This is a genomic window from Vibrio sp. ED002 (assembly GCF_023277445.1).
Taxonomy (GTDB): Bacteria; Pseudomonadota; Gammaproteobacteria; order Enterobacterales; family Vibrionaceae; genus Vibrio; species Vibrio jasicida.
Genome location: NZ_CP080240.1, coordinates 32,798 through 50,395, shown reverse-complemented (window position 1 = coordinate 50,395; position 17,598 = coordinate 32,798). Strand labels below are relative to the sequence as shown.

Sequence of the window (17,598 nt, the reverse complement as noted above, 5' to 3'; positions counted from 1 at the left end):
TTACTCTCCAATGTATTGAAGGCGCATGGCTGCGCGGTAAGTACCATCGGTGTTTGGGGTGAGCGTCAGCGCTTGAAGGCTCAGCGGCAACGGACGGAACAAGGTGGTTAAAGAGGGGAGCTCACTGAGCGCGACACTGTTTTTGTTCAACGTGACATCCAAGGTGCTCGCGGTAGCGGATTTGCTCTCTTTGCTGTTGCTGGTATGCCAGCCGAGTCCGGTGAGCACATCGACCAATTGAAAACCAAGTGAATAGGGCGCCAGTGCGTCTTGCCACTGGTCAAGATGCCCCTCTACCGGTTTGGTGAGCGTTAGCGCGTCAAGGGTCAAGATGGACGTCGCCGGTGAGTCGAGGCTTGCCAAGTAGTGTTTCGCGCTTGACATGAGCCCGTCGTCATCGCGCTCGATGACGGCGACCATGGTGCGGCCTTGAAGGGTTACCTTGCTTAAGTTCCAACCAGAGGGGGCGAGGGCACTCATGCTGGTGAGCAAAAGCGCGTCATTGACTCCCTCTGATGCGCTCACGGCCTGGGTCATGGTGTGGCGATAAGCTTGATACACATCCACCATTTGCGGCTGGGGTGTGCCGGGTTTAGGCGGCGCACTGGCCAGCCATATGCTCAGCGCCAGGCAAACCATCAAAAAAGCGCCACCGATAATAAAGGCCGCGCTTTTGTTGGGTTTGAGTGGGTAAGGTCGCCAATCGCGCTCTTCCAGTGGTGGCACGCTTTCGCATGGCCACGACTGCCAACGCTCCTCCTCTGCTAAGGCTGGCGTGAGATATAGCGTTTCACTGAGCGAGAGCTTGACGGGGTTGATGTCGTCTATTTTTAGCGTGGTGGCTTCTCGGACCACACCACTGCGCACTTGCATGAAGAAAACATGGTCATGGTCGTGTTTATCCATCAAACACCAATGGTCAGGCGCATGGCTGTCGAGCTTGTGCAGCCAAGCCTCCGCTATCGCAAAGCCCGCTTCTTGGCTCACATACCGGGTTAACCAATGGCCTCGTTGTACGGTCAGGCTAAACTTGCCCGGCAGCTTACGAGAAAGCTGCCATTTTGAGAGCGTGTCGGCCTTTATCACTGCGTGAGTGGGGGTGAATGTGGTCATTATTTCACTCTCCTAGGGGTCAGTAGCACTAAGGTTTCAACGGTTTCTTGGCCGCTCGCTTGGCTCCCTAATCCATCAATGCCAAAGCTTGAGGATTTATTGGCGGTTTGGGTTTGTTGCTTCACTGAGCCAATCACCACCGTTTGTCCATAGCGCAGTTTGTTGGTGAATGATAAGTCAGCGCTGCGCGTGGAAATAAAGCGCAAGGTGGCCTCGTTCACCACTTCCGTGCTGTCGCCCGCGATTTTAGTGAGCTTGCCTGCAGTGCGTATCCAGACAAAGTCACCTTTAACGTTGGTATTGACCATCATATCGATGCCTTCCACCACATTACCGCGCGTCGTACTTGTTGAGGTGGTGGTGTCGGTGATGTCGGTGGAGATATCGGAAAGGTAGGGCGTATCAACCGTTTGCGAGATACGAGCGGGTTGGGCGCTGAGCGTGAGTACGCTGATGGGGGTATCTGTTGATACCGTACCTTGTTGCTCTAGTGCTTTAATAAAAGCCGTGGTGCCATCCCACTTTCCAGAGCCTTGGAACGCTAAGCCGCTGCCTGAGCTGATAAGGCCAGAGGTGGTCGATGTCCCTGGAATGATGAAGTTTAACGTACCATCGCCGACATCTTTCACGAGATCCCAATCGATGCCTTGGTCTTTACCAAGGTTTGAGCGAAATTCCAGAACGCGAACATCGAGCAGCACTTGTTTTTCGAGCTCTTTTTGGTAAGCCGCCACCACTCGATGCACCTGCGCCATTCGACTGGGGGTGGTGCGCACGGTGATGGCGGTCAGGCCTGGCACCACCTTGACAGAGCCGACTAATTGCTCGCCGTCATCTTCGCTTTCGTCATTCAGGACCGCTTTGAGGGCATCGGCGACCTCAGACACCACATCGACCTCATTGTATCCGGTCGTGATGTACTGGCCGTCCACCTTTGTGCTTTCACCTTCTTGTGCGCTGCCACTGCTTTCGCTTTGACTGCCTTGCTGCCCCGAATAGACACCAGAAGGCAGGGTGAGCACGAAGGTTTCCGTTTGATAAAAGCCGACCGTGAGTTTCTTTTCTTCTGGCGTGAGGCCATATTGCGTCACGCTACTGAGCAGATTTAATATCGACTTTCTGGATGCCTCGCTGTTGATGGTGACGGGGCGATTCGGATCGACGTCAGGATCGAAGGAAATATCGACCTCGGTGCCGCTAAGCAGTCTCGATAACACCAGTGATAGCGGTAATCTGTCGGCCTTAACTCTGACTTTTTGCTGCAACCATGGCGGCGACGTGTCTTTTTTTATCGGCGTCGGCAGGGCGGGTGGTTTACTGAGGTATTGCACGTTACCCAGTGGCGTTGACGCCTTGTTACGTGCGGTGTCCATAGTGTTTTGAATGTGCTTCGCATTTTCCTTTCGGTCGAGATAATCTTGGCTGACGCAGCCAGTCATGACAACGGAAAACATGAGCAGGATAAAGTAAGCGGGTTTCATCATTGCCTCTCTCTGATAAAGATTTGGCGAGAGCCGGGAATAAGCTCTGCGCGAACGGGGTAGCCTTCAAGTACGGTGTCCAGCGCTAGGTCAAACGCGCCGCGCGGCGTCACAATGCCGTACTCGGCCATTAACGGGTAATCATCCTCACTCATCCAAGAGCGTCGCTCTCCTTCTTCTCGCCAATGCCACTGATAGGCGCGGGTGAGGTTGGCAATGGCTTCTTTGAGCGAACGACCATGAACCCATCGGACATCAATCATTCCAGGCTGGGTATGGATGGCCGCAATGCCACGCTGCACATCAAAGCGCAAAGGCATGTCAAGCTGCTGACCTAACGCTTCAATGGACTGCGGGAGGGTGCCAGTAAAATGAAGGTTGCTGCTGACCGGACGAAGCAGCGCGGCTTGCTCTTCTTCGCTCAGTGAAAACGCCACTTTCGTGAGCTTTTTCTTTTGCAACCAACGAGACAGGGCGCGATACGGGGCTTCATTGGCACTGATGAAGAAGGTGGTTGGCTTGGTGTGCGCCGGAGTGATGGGGGGTAAAACGGGTGGCGTTGAAGCAAGCGAACCAGTGGGTTTGCGCTTTTCGACGTTCACTCTTTGTACGGGTTTTTCTCCCACATTGACGATTTGAGGCGTAGGCGTTTGAATATCGTCTCTCACGTCGACCGCCCCCCGCCTGAGCGTGGCCGAATGGTCTTTTGCGGGAAGCGGCGCTGGTATGCCGGAGATGACCAGCTGGTTATCGTTTAAATGGCCGGAGGGCGCCGCCCAACACGCAGATGTGATGAGCCCTCCTAATATCGCGATAGGCATGGTTTTCATAAAGGTTCTCGAAGTGTCTAACGAATGGAAGAGTAAGGCGGCAAGACGATGTCTTGGCTTACCATGATGTAAAATGGCTCGGCGTTGTCGATTTCAATGGTCGGTTGGATGTTCATGTTTTTGCGAATGAGCAGGTTGCCCGTTTCGGCGTACTGCTGGGTGACCCCATCCGCCACCGATTCGGCGGTGGAGCGTGAATCGTCATCCCCATCACTAACCCCCGCTTGCGTGAGCCCTGAAATGCCGCCCAATAAGGTGGATTGTCCAAACAGGCGCCAGTAATGATTGTTCACCTCTCCGGTTAACCCGCTCATGCCGGTGACATCTAAGCTGGCCATGTTGCCGATATCAAGTTTTGTCCCGTCAGGGAAATTGACGCGTGACCACGTCACCGGAAGGCGACGTTGCCCATACGCCACTCGACTGTCGTACGTGCCGTAGAGCCGAGTGCCTTGTGGAATAAGGATGGCCGAGCCGGTGGCGCTGTCGTAGACGTGTTGACTGACTTGAGCCACCAAGTGCCCGGGGGTGTCCGAGTTGACGGCGCTGATAAGCGAGGCTGGTATCAGTGTGCCAACGGTGAGCTCGTATTCGCTGGCGGGCCGTTCACGCCGCGCATTGAGATACCCGGCTTGATGGGTGCTTGCCAAAAACGCGTCTTTGCTGGCCTGACTGGCGAGCGTGGTGTCTAAGGCGCCGCCCTGGCTAAGCGCTTGTCCGCTTGGCGTTGACATGGTTTGTCTTTTGGCGTGGTCGAGCCTTTGCTGCGCCATCGTCAGCTCGCGGTTTGGCGCCGCCGCCGTCAAAGACGTTTGCTTTAGCGCCGCATCATCAATCTGAATGTTCATCCCAGAATAGACCGCTTCGGTTAACATCGCTTGTCTGGCCTCAAACGCGGCCAGTTGACGTTTTTTCATCGCGGCGAACTCGGGGGAAACCGATGGGGTGGCGGGCGCCGTTTCAACAGGGGTTATCGGTGTGGGTTTGACCACCGATGAGGTGGGCTTTTTGGCCAAGACGGAGTCCAAAGAAGACGCCGTGGTGGCGGTGTTGACCGTGCTTGGCGCGTCGGATGGCGCCGAGGCGCTGGCACGCTGCCCTTTTTGAGCAATGACCAACACCACAAGCACCACCATGATACCCGCCAGCACCAGTCCGGCGATTTTCACGCTTTTTTTGATGTGCACCGAGCCCACACCAGAAAGCGGATTTTGCTTGAGGCTGAATTTAGTCATACGTCACCCCATAAGCCCGCGTTTTGAGCGGAATGAGGTGGTGGTTACTGACCACCCAGATGCGCGAGAGTATTCGGCCATCACTGAGCACGGCGGTGACCGCAAACTGAGTCGGATTGAGCTGCTTCACCCGATAATTGAGGCTTAAATAGTCTCTGGCATTGTCTTGTGCGACGCCAAGCCCCTGACGCCTAAGCGTCTCGATTAAGGTATTGGCAAAATCGCTGCCATCATGGTTGAGGTTCACGATTCGGCTTGCGCCTTCGGATTGACGAAGAAAGAGGGCAATGTCTTGGCTGATGGCGCGCATTTCCGTTGGGGTTAACACCACATCATTGTAATTGCCGTATTGATCCGGTTCGTAACTGGCGCAGCCGCCCAGCAGCAACATGACGATGAGACAAATCTGTTTCATGCTCCCCCCTTACGCTTGATGAGCACGGTTTGTTGATGTTTGCCTGCGCCGAGTAAGAGGGCGATTTGGTCAGGTAGGCCATCGACGACAAACTTACCATCACGGTATCGATAGTTAATGAGCTCGCGCTGGCCTGCATTGATCACCAAAAGTGAGGGCAACTTGCCGGTGGCGACACTGCGAGGCATTTCCAATATCGTTTTGACGCTGTTGTTGTACACGCGAACGGGCGCAAACTTTGCGTTGCCTTCGATGTCGTAGTCAAAATCGAGATCGTCAATATTGAGTCCATTGCCGATGGATTTGGATTGCTTCTCGCTTTGCTGGCGGTCATACAGAGAGTCCATGGCCACTTGCAATGTTTCTGGGTAGTCGAATTTCACGATGGGCATCCAGTCGTTGTGCTTGGCGGTGAGCTTGAGCAGATAGGCGCGGCGATTGGTGGCAATTTGCAAGGTGGTTTCAATATTGACATCGGTGGGCTTGACTAAAATGTGTGTCACCGCTTGGGCGCCTTGACCTGACACTGTTGGGGTGAAGTTCCATCTGACCGTATCACCGGCGTTTAAGCCGTTTTTGCTGATTTGCTCGCCAGGCTCTAACTGAATGTCACAGGTTTTGAGCGGCGCGCAGACGACGCTCGGCAAAGCGCGGCCATAAAAGTAGGTGACGGCACCATCGGGGGCGCGTATGGGCTTGTCTGTTCCGTTTATCCATCGCTTGGCTATCTCAACCCCCGCTTGCTCGGTTGGACTGAGCGGCGCGGCAAGCTCTATCAGCGAGCTGGTTGAGATGGCCGGGACGCGGCTCGCTAGGGCGCCGCTGCTCCAGAGCGCCACCCCTAACAAGGTGAGGCGCAGAAAGGGCGTATTCATATCATCCATTCCTTACTTAATTTGTATAGATTGTGTATTAACACCTGAATCATTTATGTATGGCAAAGCAAGAGCTTTCATCACTAGTGACAGCCAGCTCAGTGTCACTTCTTCCGGCTAAAGTGGGGGTTACTGAGGGCTCTTTTCTGTTAACAGAAGAAGAATGTCTCCGGCTTGTTATGCAACAATATTTGTCTCATTCTCGAACTGTAATGATGTAGAACTTAGGACAGGGATTTCAGTCACATCTTCAATGTCGAATGAGCGAGTTATTCTGAGGGCTAATATTGCCTCAATGGCGATTGGGTTAGGGAGAGCGTCCCTATTTGGGTATTGAGTTTTACTTAATGCATTCATATTCGGCTCCTTCAGGTATAAGGGGAGTGATGCCCATTATCAGTTTACTTGTACATCGTTGAACGCGTTGATCCACAGACCCAGCGGATTTTGCTTCATCTGCGTTTTGTTCTGGGGCTGTATCGTTTGGGTGTTGATGGTGGCTTTAAATCGTGGCGTATCGAGCAGTGTCCCTTGTCGGTCGGTGACGGTTTCTATCCATTCGATTTGCCACGTGCTGTCGGATAGGGGCAGTGTGCTTTGAATTTCAACCTTGACCAGCTCTCGCGCCGCTCGCTCAAATGGGTTTTCTTTTTGAAACGCTTCGGCGATTTGAGTTTGAGCGGGGGAGTTGGGGATAAGCTTGGCGTACGCGCGTCGAACGGCTTTTTCTGCCGCTTCGGTATCAGAAAGCACGCTGCGTATGTCTTCAACAAACTGCTCTAGCTCTCTGACTTTGAGGGCATCGAGCTGCGAGGTGGGCAGCTTCTCGACGCTGGCCACGCCAATGATTTCCTCATCATTTTTCACCCCAATCACGTAGGGCTTAATTTTAGACTGCGCACCGATATATCCGACGCCGCCAACGGCGAGGGCGCTCACGAGCAGGGCTAAAAACGCAAACATCTTCCAAGCGTGCGCTTCTTTCACTGCGCTGCCGATGCGCTCATCCCACTCTTCGCGGGCGCGCTGATATAAAATGGAGTAGTCATTTTTTTCTGACATCGTGGGGTTCCCTTATGTTTTTCTAGAGGGTCTGTGCTGCGAGCGCTGCTGCTGCAACCGCGCTTTCAGAGCCTGATGATTTGAGGTGGTGGTGACGGGCTGCGCCGCTTGCATCGCCGCTTGGTCTGGAGATAGTCCAGCCGAGGAGGGCGAAGTGTGCATCGCCGCGTGCATTTTTTTATGGCCGTTGGGGGGCAGCGCGCTTTTTTTGGCAAGCTCGCTGAACGCGCGTCCAACCGGGCTTTGCTGCGCCATGGCGCCTAATGCGGCTTGGCCGAGTTTGTCCGCGCCTTTGACTAAAGCGCCAGCGCCTGTGGCGGCGCCTTTTAACATCGGTGCGGTTTTGGATAGCTGCGCTACTCCTCCTTGGGCTTTTTGGCCGAGTCCCGTCTTAGCCAGTTGTTTCGCCATCATTGTGCCGCTACCTTTGAGTAACGCGGACGCGGCTAAGCCAAGGCCAGCGGTCGCCCCGGCGGCGCCTGCCGCGCTGTTGACGGCGCGTCCGGTATCAAAGACAAATCGGCCCGTCGTCAAACTCGATGCCATATTAGGCACGGTCGTGACTAAGGCCAGATAGATGATGGACATGACCACCATCATCAAGTAGTCCGCGGCGCCTTCTGACGGCGTATCAATAAAGCCGATGAACACGTCATTACCGATGATCACCAACAGTTGCATGATGAAGATTTGCACCGACATGCCGAGCACCGTGGTGAAGTAGTTGATGGCATGCTCACGGGTCCATTCACTGCCTAAAAAGCCCATCATGACGACCCCACCATTTAATATGACGTAGGCGCCGACGATAAGAATGGTCATTTGAGCGGCTATCAGTGCCAGGACCACTAAAACGATAAGGCCGCACAAGCCAATAATGATGTACTCTCCGACATCGAACCCTGAGCTCGACTCCCATATTCGCTGGGCTAACATCATGCCGACTTCAACGATGTTGGAAGGCGTCAGCGCTTGTGTGCCCCCGGATAGGCGCGTGGCGACGTCTTGAATAGAATGCATGATGGTCCAAGCCAGAGGGACGGCGTTATTGAGTAAATAAACCGAAAAACCAATGGTGATCACCCGTTCAAACATCTCAGCAACAAAATGATCGAGGCCTTTTTGGTGCATCCAGAGCAAGATGGCAGACCACGTAAAGCTGAGGGTGACCAGTAGCCAAAACAGCCCTGTCACGGCATCAATGATGATGGGCGACCAAGTGGCGGTGAGGTGGTTGAACTTATCAAGAATGGTGTCGAGTGCGTTGTTATTGGCGGCAAAAGCGGAGTGGCTAAAAAGGAGTAAAGCGGCGGTGATGCGCGTTCTCATGTGGCCTCCTGTTGGTCTTCGTATAACGTGGTGGTGTCGTAGCGCTCACCATCAAACCCATTGACTTGAAGGAGCTCTCTCACGCGGCGCTGTCCGGTGTTGTCTCTTGCCATGAACACCAGTGCGTGGACGCTATTGGCGATCAACGTCGGATTTTGATGGGGCGAAACCTCGCCGATGCATTGCTCAAAACGGGCGAGCCCTTGGCGCGCAGAATCGGCATGAATGGTGGCCAGCCCGCCAGGATGTCCGGTGTTCCATGCTTTGAGTAAATCCAGCGCTTCACCGCCTCGAACCTCGCCAACGATGATGCGGTCGGGACGATAACGCAGCGTGGTTCGCAGCAGCGTTCTCATGGTCACATCGGCCTCCACGCTCGTTCGTTTGATGACATGATTGGGGGCGCGGCATTGCAGCTCATTGGTGTCTTCTAAAATGACCAAGCGTTCATCAGGAAACTGCAGCGAGATTTGATGCAGCAGGGCGTTCACAAATGTGGTTTTTCCTGAGCCGGTGCCGCCCACGGTGACGATGTTTCGGTGCGCCGCGATGAGCGTGATGAGGTGCGTCGCGACCTCTGGCGTCATGGCGCCGGACTGGAGGTAGTCCTCAAAGGTAAAAATGTGGGTCGCTCTTTTGCGTATCACAAAACTTGGATTTTCAACCAGCGGGGGAACAAGCCCCTCAAATCGACTGCCATCTAATGGCAGTTCACATTCTAAGATGGGACGTTTTACCGTCACGGTTTGGCGATGGTAATCACTCAACGCATTAAGAATGCGGGTGGCGTCTTCGGGGGCGACGGTGCCAACGCGTGCCATCGGGCAACCTTGTTTTTCTATCCACAGCGTTTTGTCGGGATTGAGCATGAGCTCGGTGACCGCTGGATCATCGAGGTAACCCGCTAACCCGGCTTTTTCAAAGTGGTGGGCGATGCCTTGTAGTGCTCGGCTCATCGTGAAGGCTCCTCTAGGCTCACCAGCTCATGCTCGGATGTTGCCATTCTTGTGACCAGTCTTTGCCGTCAGTGGGATCCACATCGAGCGGTTGGGTGACCATTTTTTCTTGAGCGACACGTTGGCGCTCGGTGGTGTCGGCCGTCGCCGCGATGTGCGTGGCTTGCATCTGGATTTGCGCTTGCATCAAGGTTTGCAGCTTTTGCAGTTGCGTGGAGAGCTGAGCCAGCAGCTCGGCGTTGGCCTGGGCAATTTCCATGGCGCCATTGGCGCCTCTGACGTGCGACTGAATACTCGACAGCGTTTGGTGGTCGTCTATTTGATATTGACTCATTTGACTTGCCAGCGCTAAGGAGTTTTGAGCGGTGTCGCGCAGCGCATCGCCTTGCTGCTTATAGGATTCAACCGAGTTCATCGATGCAATGGATTGGCTCTCGTAGCCGTCGATGCCAATAAACAGGTGGTTCCAGCGCTCAGTGACGTCTCCCATGGCGTACGAAATCGACTGGCCGCGGGCAGCAATGGTGTTGAGGTTGCGCAGCTGCGATTGCACGTCCCCCCACTCTAAATCTTTTAGGTTTTCGAGGTTTTGAATTTGGTATTCCAAATTTTTTAACGAGTTAATGGTTTGCTGAACTTGTTCAACATACGCTTGCGCCTGCCCAAGATTTGATTGCGCCATTTGCATTACATTGGCGCAGTTGGCGCAAAAGAACGCATAGGTTTTTACTGGCAAGGCCGCGGCGCTGAGTAACGTTAAAGTGAGGGTAAGCGTTTTCATGTGTCCTCCAAAATGTGCTTTTGTTTGAGGTGGTGCAAATACCAGTTTTCCCCATGCGCACTGACGAGTTCGCGAATGCCTGCGACGTCTTTTTTGTCCGAGACGCCCACAAACGCCAGCGCCAGTTTATCGAGCGACAATTCCACTAAACGCCCTCCGACCGGTTGGCTGATGTAGTAATCTCGCTTACGAATGGCGTGCGTGAGGAGTTCGATTTGTTTGTCATTGAGGCCAAACTGATGGTAGACATCGGCAAACTGCGGCGCTTTATCGTTTGGCAAGAAAATTTGAGTCGGGCAGGATTCGACCAGGACGTCGAGTATTCCGGATTTGATGGCATCGGTGAGTGATTGTGTGGCCAGCAACACAAGGCAGTTGGCTTTGCGCAGCTCTTTTAACCACTCATACAACATGTCGCGAAAGACAGGATGTTTGAAGGCTACCCACCCCTCATCAATCACAATAAAACTGGGGTTGCCGTCGAGACTTCGCTCAATACATCGAAAGAGATAAACGAGCACCGGCACTAAATCGCGCTCACCTCGGATCATCAGTTGGTTCATCTCAAACACCGTAAAATCCGACAGCGACAAGGTACTGGTTTCCGCATCGAGTAAATCCCCGGCGCGCCCTTCGATGGTGTAATACTTCAATGCCTCCTTGATGCGAACATCTTGAACCTGAGCATGAAGCTCAGAAAGCGATTGGCGCTGGGAGCCTTTCATGTCGCTGAGCGCTTTAAAGATGGCGCTGCGCATGTCACTGGTGACGGTTTCCCCTTGCAGCACCACCAATTTTTCAACGTAGTCGCAGCACCATTCAAAATCCGTATCCAGATCGGACAAAGGCGCGAACGCCGGGGTTTCACGCGAGCCGCTGGCGCCGATATCGAGATGCAGCCCACCGAGCTGACTCAATGCGTACATGGAGTATTTTTTATCAAAGGCAAAAATCTGCGCCCCTTGATAACGCATCATTTGCGCAACCAGCATGGCCAAAAAGGTGGACTTACCGGCCCCAGTCGGACCAAACATCAAGGTGTGGCCCACGTCGCTGACGTGTAAGTTGAGCCGAAAGGGCGTGTTGCCTGCCGCGGTACAGACCATCAGTGGCGGTGAGTGCTCTGGGTAAAAGGGACAAGGACAGGTGGCTTCGCCCGTCCAAATGTTGGCCGTTGGCAGTAAATGGCACAGATTTAACGTACTCAATAAAGGGCGGCGGATGTTGTGTAAGCTGTCGCTCGGCAGCGTGCCAAGAAACGCTTCGGTGGCGTTCACCGTTTCGACTCGGCACGCTAAGCCAAGCGTATTATTGAGAATGTTCACCACGTACTCACTCATTTCACTGAGCACATCAAGGTCTTGGTGGCGCAAGATAAAGGTCGAGGTGTACTGCCCGTAATTGACGCGCCCTGCGGAGAGGTCGGTTTGCGCTTGCTTGTACTGCGCGACCATCTCTAGCGCATCCTCATCCACTTTCGGATCGGGATTTTTGAGCAGCTTATCTCTAAAAGACACCACCTTTTGGTCCCATTTTTTGCGCTCTTTTTCCAGCAAGGCGTGCGCTTCATTGGTATCAAAAAAAACAAAACGGGTGTTCCAACGAAACTCGACGTTCATCAAACTTAAATGGTGCAGCATGTTCGGGTGGCTAAAGTCAGGAAAACCATCAATGCTGATCACACTGGTATAGTGCTCACCAATTTTCGGCTGAAATCCTGGCCAGCATTCCACGCCCCCAATGTGGCTATCGACGGGAAGAGGGGTATAGGCGGCAGCAACGGGATGCCAAACGCCAGTCAGTGCAAAGCGAAGATAGGCCAGCATCTCATCGAACGCGTGGTCTTGTTTCTCTTGTAACCCTAATCGGGTCAATGAGGAAAACACGCCAGAAAGACGGCCCTGAATGTCGGCCATTTTGTCTTTAAACAGCGTCAGGTTACGTTCGGCCATGCTCGTGCGCTTGGCGCTGCCATGGTCGAACAGTAAATCGGTCACTTTAGAAAGGCGCTTTGACGTGGGGCGCCAAGTAATAAAAATGGCGCTTCGCGTGGCAAATTTATCCCCTTGTGATTCAAAAAAAAGGCGTCTTGAGTCGTCCATCATCTGCATGACTGGGTGCTGAAAATGGGACTGCTCTGGCGCGGGGTAGGAGGTGGCGAGCTCTCGATTGGTATCGACGTGCACCATGTAACCGGTGCCTAATGAGGATAACGCTTGGTTTAAGCGGTTCATCATGGCGTTGCGCTCCATGTTGGTGGCGGTATCGACGTCCATACCAGAGAACAGCCAACCTGCGGTAAATGAGCCATCTTTGCCGAGTAATATGCCGTCATCCACCAAGGCGGCCCAGTTCAATAAATCAGGCAGTCCTTTGGCTTGCTCACGATAGGTTTTCATAGACAACATAGACATGTCCTGTATCGGAAACGAAAAAGCGCACATTAGCGTGCGCTTTTTTGGTTGGGTTTATGTAGGTATTTGACGCTGTGCGCGGGGTAATAACGTTGATAGCGGGCGTAACGTTTATACACCTTGGTTAAGATGGGGTCGCTTTTGGCCATGGCTCTTGCAATAACCAGCATCGAGAACAGCACGATGACGCCAAGCGCGGCGGTATAGAGGTTTTGAAGGACCATCAAGACCAAGGCCAGTAACATCGACACCATGACAATCTCGCGCTCGCCTCCCATCACAAGGTGCGCACGGTTAAACGCGTAAATGGGGGTGAGCTGTAATTCATCGTCCATTGAGCCCTCCTTTAAGCAATGAGCGCTCCAGAGACGCCGAACAGCAGCGTCAGCAAGTTAACGGCCCCCACGATGATTGACACAATCAGTGCAATCATCATGATTTTTTGCACAAAACCGTCCATCTCCCCACCAAATATGAGCGTGAGGCCCGCGACTACAATGCCAAGCACTGAGCCACCAAAAGCGACCGGGCCCGTGATGGAGTCCACGATTTTAGAGAGTGGGTCTTCCCAGGGGAGACCGGTGCTTGAGGCGTGGGCGCTGAGCGAGCACGCCAGGGTGAAAGACGCGACGGCGAGTTGTTTGCCGCGGCGTTGGATGTTTTTAAATAAAGACATAGGTTGGGTTCTCCAAATTGAAATAACGCTGCACTCTTTGAAAAAGTGCAGCGTTATTTGTGTGTTATCGGATGAGTAGCTTGTCGTCTTTGAAAGGGTCTAGCCCCAGTTGTTTCAACTCGTGCATGATTTCAATACGGCGGCGAGCGTGGCCCTGCCTCTTGTCGTATTCCTCTTGTTGCTTTGAGCGCTTTCTGGTGTGTTTCTCCATGGCGTGATGTCCTTTTTTGCAATAAAGCTCATGGATACGCCCACTCGTGGATTGGATAGGAGCGGTTTTAGGTGGGCGGCTTGCTCTTTTTTAGCCTACTGCCAATAGACTGCGCGTCGTGTGGCGCTTACAAGGCTGATGCCCGACTGGGTAGGGGTATTTTTGAAGTGCTGGCATCACTCATCGTTTGACGATGAACAGAGTGTTTTCTATGTCGGTATCAAATGACAAAACCAATGCCGAGCAAATGGGCGTATCCATGATCCTTGCAGCGATAAAAAAGCCCCACCTAAAACTAGGCGGGGCCGCTTGAGGTGAGGCTCAGAGCCTCGTTCTTTACAAACGCAAAAAGCTCCGCCTCCATAGAGGCAGAGCTGTGCTTATACCAAGGGTATTGATGTCTCTTCATGTTGCATTAGAGAAGATAGTCGGGCTTCCCATTGCGCTTGTTGCTGCTTAGGCTTTTCAAGCCCAAGCGTTTTCAGTGAGCTCGTGCTCCAAGTTGCGCTGGTAGCACGGTCAACTTTGGTTCTTTGCGCGCGAGCACAAAGCGTTTTATTAACTTGTTTTGGTTGATAACAACGAACTTTAGCGCGCATGGCTTGCTCCTCGTTAATCTAGCCTTTCACTTTAAGCTGTTCAGGCATACAGCGCCCTACCCGTTTGCTAGACGTAGGGGGTGGTTGAGGAATATTGCGGGCTTCCCCTTCGATGGCTCTGTGCAATGCTATGTCGTTATCCAACGAGGTAGTTGCGGCGAGACGTCATCTGCCTTGGCATTGTTTGTTAAAGAGCTGTGTTACAAATCTGTTACCAGAATTTGGTTTATTAAAATTTAACAGTTTTGTTTACATATGTTCATTTTTTGGTTTTGTTTTGTGATTTACGTCCACAAAACTGTGCATTTGATAAGGAAATATTTTAAATTTTTGGTTGACTAAACTTAGAGGTGAAACCTATTGCGTAATGAGTGTCAGCAAAAAGAGGCAAATAGAGAATATTAGGAAAAACATTGACTTTGCGATAAGGCAAAGAGGTGACAGTAAAAAATCATTTTCGGAGTGCTCTGGAGTAACCAGAACAACCATATACAATATATTAAACGGTAATGTGGATAAAATTCACGATAGCACCATTGATAAAATAGCTACGTATCTTGAAACTAGTATTTATAGCCTAAAAAATGAAGACTTAGAGCAAAAGGATATAAGGAGTCATTTAATATCTGTTGATGGAAATAAAAATCCTGTAGCAGTTCCCATAATGAACGAATTAGAATTTGTTAGGAATATACACAAATATATTGGAGAAATGATAGTAAGTTATCCAGTGACATATCATTTTTCTGATGGTAAGGATATAGTTGCGGTTAGAGTGGAGGATTGCCTTTCAAAGAGATATACAAAAGGAAATATATTAATAATAAATAGAACTCCAGAGCTAAAAAAAGATGATCATAGAGATAAATTAATTCTTCAAAGTGGTTTAGTATTAAATGTTCTACCATGTTCATACATACTAGATGAGCGAGAAAGATTGCTTGGAGTCGTAGTAGAGGAAAGAGTCAGTGGCTAATGATATGTATAAATTAATAGGCTTTACCAAAGAGGGGAATCATGTAAATATCATGATTAAAGGGACAGGGAAGTGTGTTGAAATGTCACTTGAAGAAGTATTAAAAAGTAAGATATTTGAACAACTTAAGCCAAAAGAAGTTCAAGAAATTTGTAAGAAAGCATATGGCGGTAAAGACATTGAATGCTACAGAGAGGAGCATAATGAAGGATATTGGTTAGTTTACTTGCTTATATCTGCTATTCTTTGTTCTCTTTTCACTTTAAGTAATATTGTCGGTATAAAACCAATATTATTATCATTTCTTTCGTTTGAAATGATCGTACCTTCAGCAATATTTGTTTATCCTATTTCATTTATTTTAGTAGATATCTTAAATGAATTCTATGGTTTGAGATTAGCGAGGAATTCAATTTTATTATCAACGTTAGTTAATGTATTGTTTGTTTTTTTGCTTTACTTAAGCACGCTAGTACCAAGTATCGATAGCTGGATTGGACTTAATATAGAGTATGGAAATATAATTAATTCGATAACATCTGTGTTTTTTGCTTCAATAATATCTTATTATGTATCAGAAAATATAAATGCATATACGCTTAACAAAATAAAGGAATTAACAAACTCGAAATGGTTAGTTTTGAGAGTTTTAGTCAGCACAACTTTAGCAGCGATTATTGACAGTATTCTTTTTATCCTGATTGCATTTTACAGCACTTTACCTAATGAAGTGTTGTATACAATGATTGTCAGTCAAGTACTGTTTAAGTTGTTGTATGCAATTGTTGGCGTAGGTCCGATTTATCTATCCCGAAAGGCATTTAGAGCTGTTCGCTCAAAAAGTTACTACAGCGCTTAATGTTTAGTTGATTTTATCTATGAAAGCTACTAATATTGAACGTGATCAGAGTGCATTGCATAGCACGCTACCTGCATAGTTTTCTATGCAGTGTATTAAGGTCAATTGAGTGGTTGAAGGTGACACTTCAATATTTAAACATTCAACAACGAAACCAGACTTTCCTAATGGGTCTGGTTTTTTTGTATCTATCGATCTTGAACATTGATCTTTTTGATTTTTTTCTATACATTTAATGCAACTGCTCGGCCTAGTCACCCAAGCAGATCAAACATTAGGAATCAAAATATGAAGAAATCTCTTTTTCCGTGCCCTAGGTGCGATCTATCAAAGCATACTCTCAGTTCAAGCGTTCACATCGTTAGTGGGTTTATTCCATTACACCAGTGCTTGAGTTCTGTTGAGGTATGCTATGCAACTCTCTGAGCACAACACTTCTCAAGCTCTTTCTGCTCTTGCACAAGAAGCGCAAGAGCATATTCGTGCTCAACGAAAGAAGACGAGCGCAGCGTATCGAGCTGCACGGAAAGCGCGTGTTGAAGAGTGTATTGATATCCACCACGCTGCCATTGAAGCGGAAAAAGCACGTCTGGAAGCCAAAGGTAAACCAAACCCGAACTATCAAATCGGGTTTACTAAACGCCGTGTGTTACGTGACAAAGAAAATCCAAGGGTGGTAGATCTTCCGACTGAGTTTGCAATGATCCTAAAAGCGTGTGAGGAATTTATCGATAACCCTAGACGCTTTCCTGAATTGTATACGTGGGTGCCTGAAATGAATAATCGTCAGGCGCGTGAACTCGTCGCGAGGGTACTCGCTTGTCTTTTGGTTAACACGGATATTATCAGTGGCCGTGTCGGTGAACCCTCACCACAAGGTATGAAACCATTAAGTTATCACCAGTTTCATGAAGACCATGCTTTGCGGTTTGGTAAGTACATTGCGCCGAAATCCTTTAATAAGGCCATTAGTTACCTTAAACGAGCGGGTTACTACAACTCCGAGTCCATTAACATCCCAATTGGTGATGTTGAGGGTACTGTTCGTGGTGCTCCTGCGTATAAACAATTCTCTGAAGTGTTCTTCAATGATCTAAAAGTGGTTCGTTACAGAAACATTGCTGAATCCATCATCGAGACTCGTAAGCGCCAAATTAAAAATGGACTTCGTCATGCCTGGATTAGTTTTAGAGACATGGCGAACGGCGTCGTACAACGCTATTTGAATGCAAATAAGTTTGAGCTCGTAGCTGAATCAAATTTGCGGGTATTCGAGGCTTATAGTCCCCAGGTATCCCTCAATCCACACTAACTCCTATCAATGAATCCGCGCAAGCGGAGGATTCTGCACGTCTATACAAGGTTGAATGTGATCTAAGTCATAGTTTCGTGTTGGTGTTCACCCCATTTATATCGTTGTTACCACCCACTGTGAACGCAAATGGACGATTTCACCCTAAAAAATAGTATTCACCGAAAAGATACCTATAGAATATCACTGTAAATTTTACCTGTAAAAGGTCATCTAGAGACATACCGTTCTTATGAGAATAAATATGTAAACTACGTATATAAAATAAATATAAGAATAAATATTTAAGAAAAAGATATCGCTTCGCTCAAAAGAACCTCCCATCAAAAGCAATTAACATCACAGTACAACTCAGAATAAACAAATGCTTTTGACGGGCCCCAACAGCCAGCTTTAATTACTTACGACAAAACAAGACCCAGTATCTAGCTGGCTGCGCTGAACACTTCTTTTGTCATACGACAGGAAGCTTTA

Annotated in this window: 18 protein-coding genes; 3 read left to right on the top strand and 15 right to left on the bottom strand. The window is 50.0% G+C overall.

Annotated features, from left to right (window positions below; all coding sequences use genetic code 11):
• The 15 genes from ITG12_RS27280 to ITG12_RS27210 form a co-directional block, all read right to left on the bottom strand.
• Positions 1–1,113 (bottom strand): hypothetical protein, encoded by a 1,113-nt coding sequence (locus ITG12_RS27280; protein WP_248875135.1) that lies wholly within the window; start codon positions 1,111–1,113, stop codon positions 1–3.
• Complete coding sequence (locus ITG12_RS27275) at positions 1,113–2,597, bottom strand: type II and III secretion system protein (RefSeq protein ID WP_349292942.1); 1,485 nt, start codon at positions 2,595–2,597, stop codon at positions 1,113–1,115. Before ITG12_RS27275 ends, ITG12_RS27280 begins: the two co-directional genes overlap by 1 nt.
• Positions 2,594–3,262, bottom strand: a complete 669-nt coding sequence (locus tag ITG12_RS27270; RefSeq protein WP_248875133.1) for a hypothetical protein — start codon at positions 3,260–3,262, stop codon at positions 2,594–2,596. The genes ITG12_RS27275 and ITG12_RS27270 overlap by 4 nt, the downstream gene beginning before the upstream one ends.
• Positions 3,263–3,441: 179 nt before the next feature.
• Entirely contained in the window at positions 3,442–4,659 is a 1,218-nt protein-coding gene (locus ITG12_RS27265; RefSeq protein WP_248875262.1) for a TrbI/VirB10 family protein, read from the bottom strand.
• Complete coding sequence (locus tag ITG12_RS27260) at positions 4,652–5,074, bottom strand: hypothetical protein (RefSeq protein ID WP_045402107.1); 423 nt, start codon at positions 5,072–5,074, stop codon at positions 4,652–4,654. Before ITG12_RS27260 ends, ITG12_RS27265 begins: the two co-directional genes overlap by 8 nt.
• The gene (trbG, locus tag ITG12_RS27255) at positions 5,071–5,949 is read right to left on the bottom strand and encodes a P-type conjugative transfer protein TrbG (protein ID WP_080637468.1); all 879 of its coding nucleotides are present in this window, start codon (positions 5,947–5,949) and stop codon (positions 5,071–5,073) included. Before trbG ends, ITG12_RS27260 begins: the two co-directional genes overlap by 4 nt.
• Positions 5,950–6,345: 396 nt before the next feature.
• Positions 6,346–7,011, bottom strand: coding sequence for a VirB8/TrbF family protein (locus tag ITG12_RS27250; RefSeq protein WP_248875260.1), 666 nt, complete (start codon positions 7,009–7,011; stop codon positions 6,346–6,348).
• Between the two features lie 12 nt (positions 7,012–7,023).
• On the bottom strand, positions 7,024–8,340 hold the full coding sequence (trbL, locus tag ITG12_RS27245) for a P-type conjugative transfer protein TrbL (protein ID WP_248875258.1): 1,317 nt from the start codon (positions 8,338–8,340) through the stop codon (positions 7,024–7,026).
• Positions 8,337–9,296 (bottom strand): P-type conjugative transfer ATPase TrbB, encoded by a 960-nt coding sequence (gene trbB / locus ITG12_RS27240; RefSeq protein ID WP_248875256.1) that lies wholly within the window; start codon positions 9,294–9,296, stop codon positions 8,337–8,339. The genes trbL and trbB overlap by 4 nt, the downstream gene beginning before the upstream one ends.
• Positions 9,297–9,315: 19 nt before the next feature.
• Positions 9,316–10,077: a P-type conjugative transfer protein TrbJ gene (gene trbJ / locus ITG12_RS27235; RefSeq protein ID WP_248875254.1), complete on the bottom strand. Its 762-nt coding sequence runs from the start codon at positions 10,075–10,077 to the stop codon at positions 9,316–9,318.
• On the bottom strand, positions 10,074–12,485 hold the full coding sequence (locus tag ITG12_RS27230) for a conjugal transfer protein TrbE (protein ID WP_248875252.1): 2,412 nt from the start codon (positions 12,483–12,485) through the stop codon (positions 10,074–10,076). Before ITG12_RS27230 ends, trbJ begins: the two co-directional genes overlap by 4 nt.
• 35 nt (positions 12,486–12,520) lie before the next feature.
• Positions 12,521–12,826: a conjugal transfer protein TrbD gene (gene trbD, locus ITG12_RS27225; RefSeq protein WP_045417669.1), complete on the bottom strand. Its 306-nt coding sequence runs from the start codon at positions 12,824–12,826 to the stop codon at positions 12,521–12,523.
• An 11-nt stretch (positions 12,827–12,837) separates the two neighbouring features.
• Entirely contained in the window at positions 12,838–13,167 is a 330-nt protein-coding gene (locus tag ITG12_RS27220) for a TrbC/VirB2 family protein (RefSeq protein WP_038888783.1), read from the bottom strand.
• A gap of 64 nt (positions 13,168–13,231) precedes the next feature.
• Positions 13,232–13,378, bottom strand: coding sequence for a hypothetical protein (locus tag ITG12_RS27215; RefSeq protein ID WP_155398296.1), 147 nt, complete (start codon positions 13,376–13,378; stop codon positions 13,232–13,234).
• A 380-nt stretch (positions 13,379–13,758) separates the two neighbouring features.
• Positions 13,759–13,977: a hypothetical protein gene (locus tag ITG12_RS27210; RefSeq protein ID WP_038888781.1), complete on the bottom strand. Its 219-nt coding sequence runs from the start codon at positions 13,975–13,977 to the stop codon at positions 13,759–13,761.
• A gap of 367 nt (positions 13,978–14,344) precedes the next feature.
• Here ITG12_RS27210 and ITG12_RS27205 point away from each other — a divergent pair, with 367 nt between their 5' ends.
• The 3 genes from ITG12_RS27205 to ITG12_RS27195 all read left to right on the top strand — a co-directional run bounded on the left by ITG12_RS27205 (position 14,345) and on the right by ITG12_RS27195 (position 17,124).
• Positions 14,345–14,953, top strand: a complete 609-nt coding sequence (locus ITG12_RS27205) for a helix-turn-helix transcriptional regulator (RefSeq protein ID WP_045382809.1) — start codon at positions 14,345–14,347, stop codon at positions 14,951–14,953.
• Positions 14,946–15,812: a queuosine precursor transporter gene (locus tag ITG12_RS27200; protein WP_248875250.1), complete on the top strand. Its 867-nt coding sequence runs from the start codon at positions 14,946–14,948 to the stop codon at positions 15,810–15,812. Before ITG12_RS27205 ends, ITG12_RS27200 begins: the two co-directional genes overlap by 8 nt.
• A gap of 412 nt (positions 15,813–16,224) precedes the next feature.
• Positions 16,225–17,124 carry a hypothetical protein gene (locus ITG12_RS27195; RefSeq protein WP_080637466.1) on the top strand — a complete coding sequence of 300 codons (900 nt, stop codon included), beginning with the start codon at positions 16,225–16,227 and terminating at the stop codon, positions 17,122–17,124.
• The last annotated feature ends 474 nt before the right edge of the window (positions 17,125–17,598 follow it).

Excerpts from the sequence above, each read along its gene's own strand:
- ITG12_RS27280 (WP_248875135.1), bottom strand. The coding sequence starts at position 1,113 with ATGACCACATTCACCCCCACTCACGCAGTGATAAAGGCCGACACGCTC.
- ITG12_RS27275 (WP_349292942.1), bottom strand. The coding sequence starts at position 2,597 with ATGATGAAACCCGCTTACTTTATCCTGCTCATGTTTTCCGTTGTCATG.
- ITG12_RS27265 (WP_248875262.1), bottom strand. The coding sequence starts at position 4,659 with ATGACTAAATTCAGCCTCAAGCAAAATCCGCTTTCTGGTGTGGGCTCG.
- ITG12_RS27260 (WP_045402107.1), bottom strand. The coding sequence starts at position 5,074 with ATGAAACAGATTTGTCTCATCGTCATGTTGCTGCTGGGCGGCTGCGCC.
- trbG (WP_080637468.1), bottom strand. The coding sequence starts at position 5,949 with ATGAATACGCCCTTTCTGCGCCTCACCTTGTTAGGGGTGGCGCTCTGG.
- ITG12_RS27250 (WP_248875260.1), bottom strand. The coding sequence starts at position 7,011 with ATGTCAGAAAAAAATGACTACTCCATTTTATATCAGCGCGCCCGCGAA.
- trbL (WP_248875258.1), bottom strand. The coding sequence starts at position 8,340 with ATGAGAACGCGCATCACCGCCGCTTTACTCCTTTTTAGCCACTCCGCT.
- trbB (WP_248875256.1), bottom strand. The coding sequence starts at position 9,296 with ATGAGCCGAGCACTACAAGGCATCGCCCACCACTTTGAAAAAGCCGGG.
- trbJ (WP_248875254.1), bottom strand. The coding sequence starts at position 10,077 with ATGAAAACGCTTACCCTCACTTTAACGTTACTCAGCGCCGCGGCCTTG.
- ITG12_RS27230 (WP_248875252.1), bottom strand. The coding sequence starts at position 12,485 with ATGTTGTCTATGAAAACCTATCGTGAGCAAGCCAAAGGACTGCCTGAT.
- trbD (WP_045417669.1), bottom strand. The coding sequence starts at position 12,826 with ATGGACGATGAATTACAGCTCACCCCCATTTACGCGTTTAACCGTGCG.
- ITG12_RS27220 (WP_038888783.1), bottom strand. The coding sequence starts at position 13,167 with ATGTCTTTATTTAAAAACATCCAACGCCGCGGCAAACAACTCGCCGTC.
- ITG12_RS27215 (WP_155398296.1), bottom strand. The coding sequence starts at position 13,378 with ATGGAGAAACACACCAGAAAGCGCTCAAAGCAACAAGAGGAATACGAC.
- ITG12_RS27210 (WP_038888781.1), bottom strand. The coding sequence starts at position 13,977 with ATGCGCGCTAAAGTTCGTTGTTATCAACCAAAACAAGTTAATAAAACG.
- ITG12_RS27205 (WP_045382809.1), top strand. The coding sequence starts at position 14,345 with ATGAGTGTCAGCAAAAAGAGGCAAATAGAGAATATTAGGAAAAACATT.
- ITG12_RS27195 (WP_080637466.1), top strand. The coding sequence starts at position 16,225 with ATGCAACTCTCTGAGCACAACACTTCTCAAGCTCTTTCTGCTCTTGCA.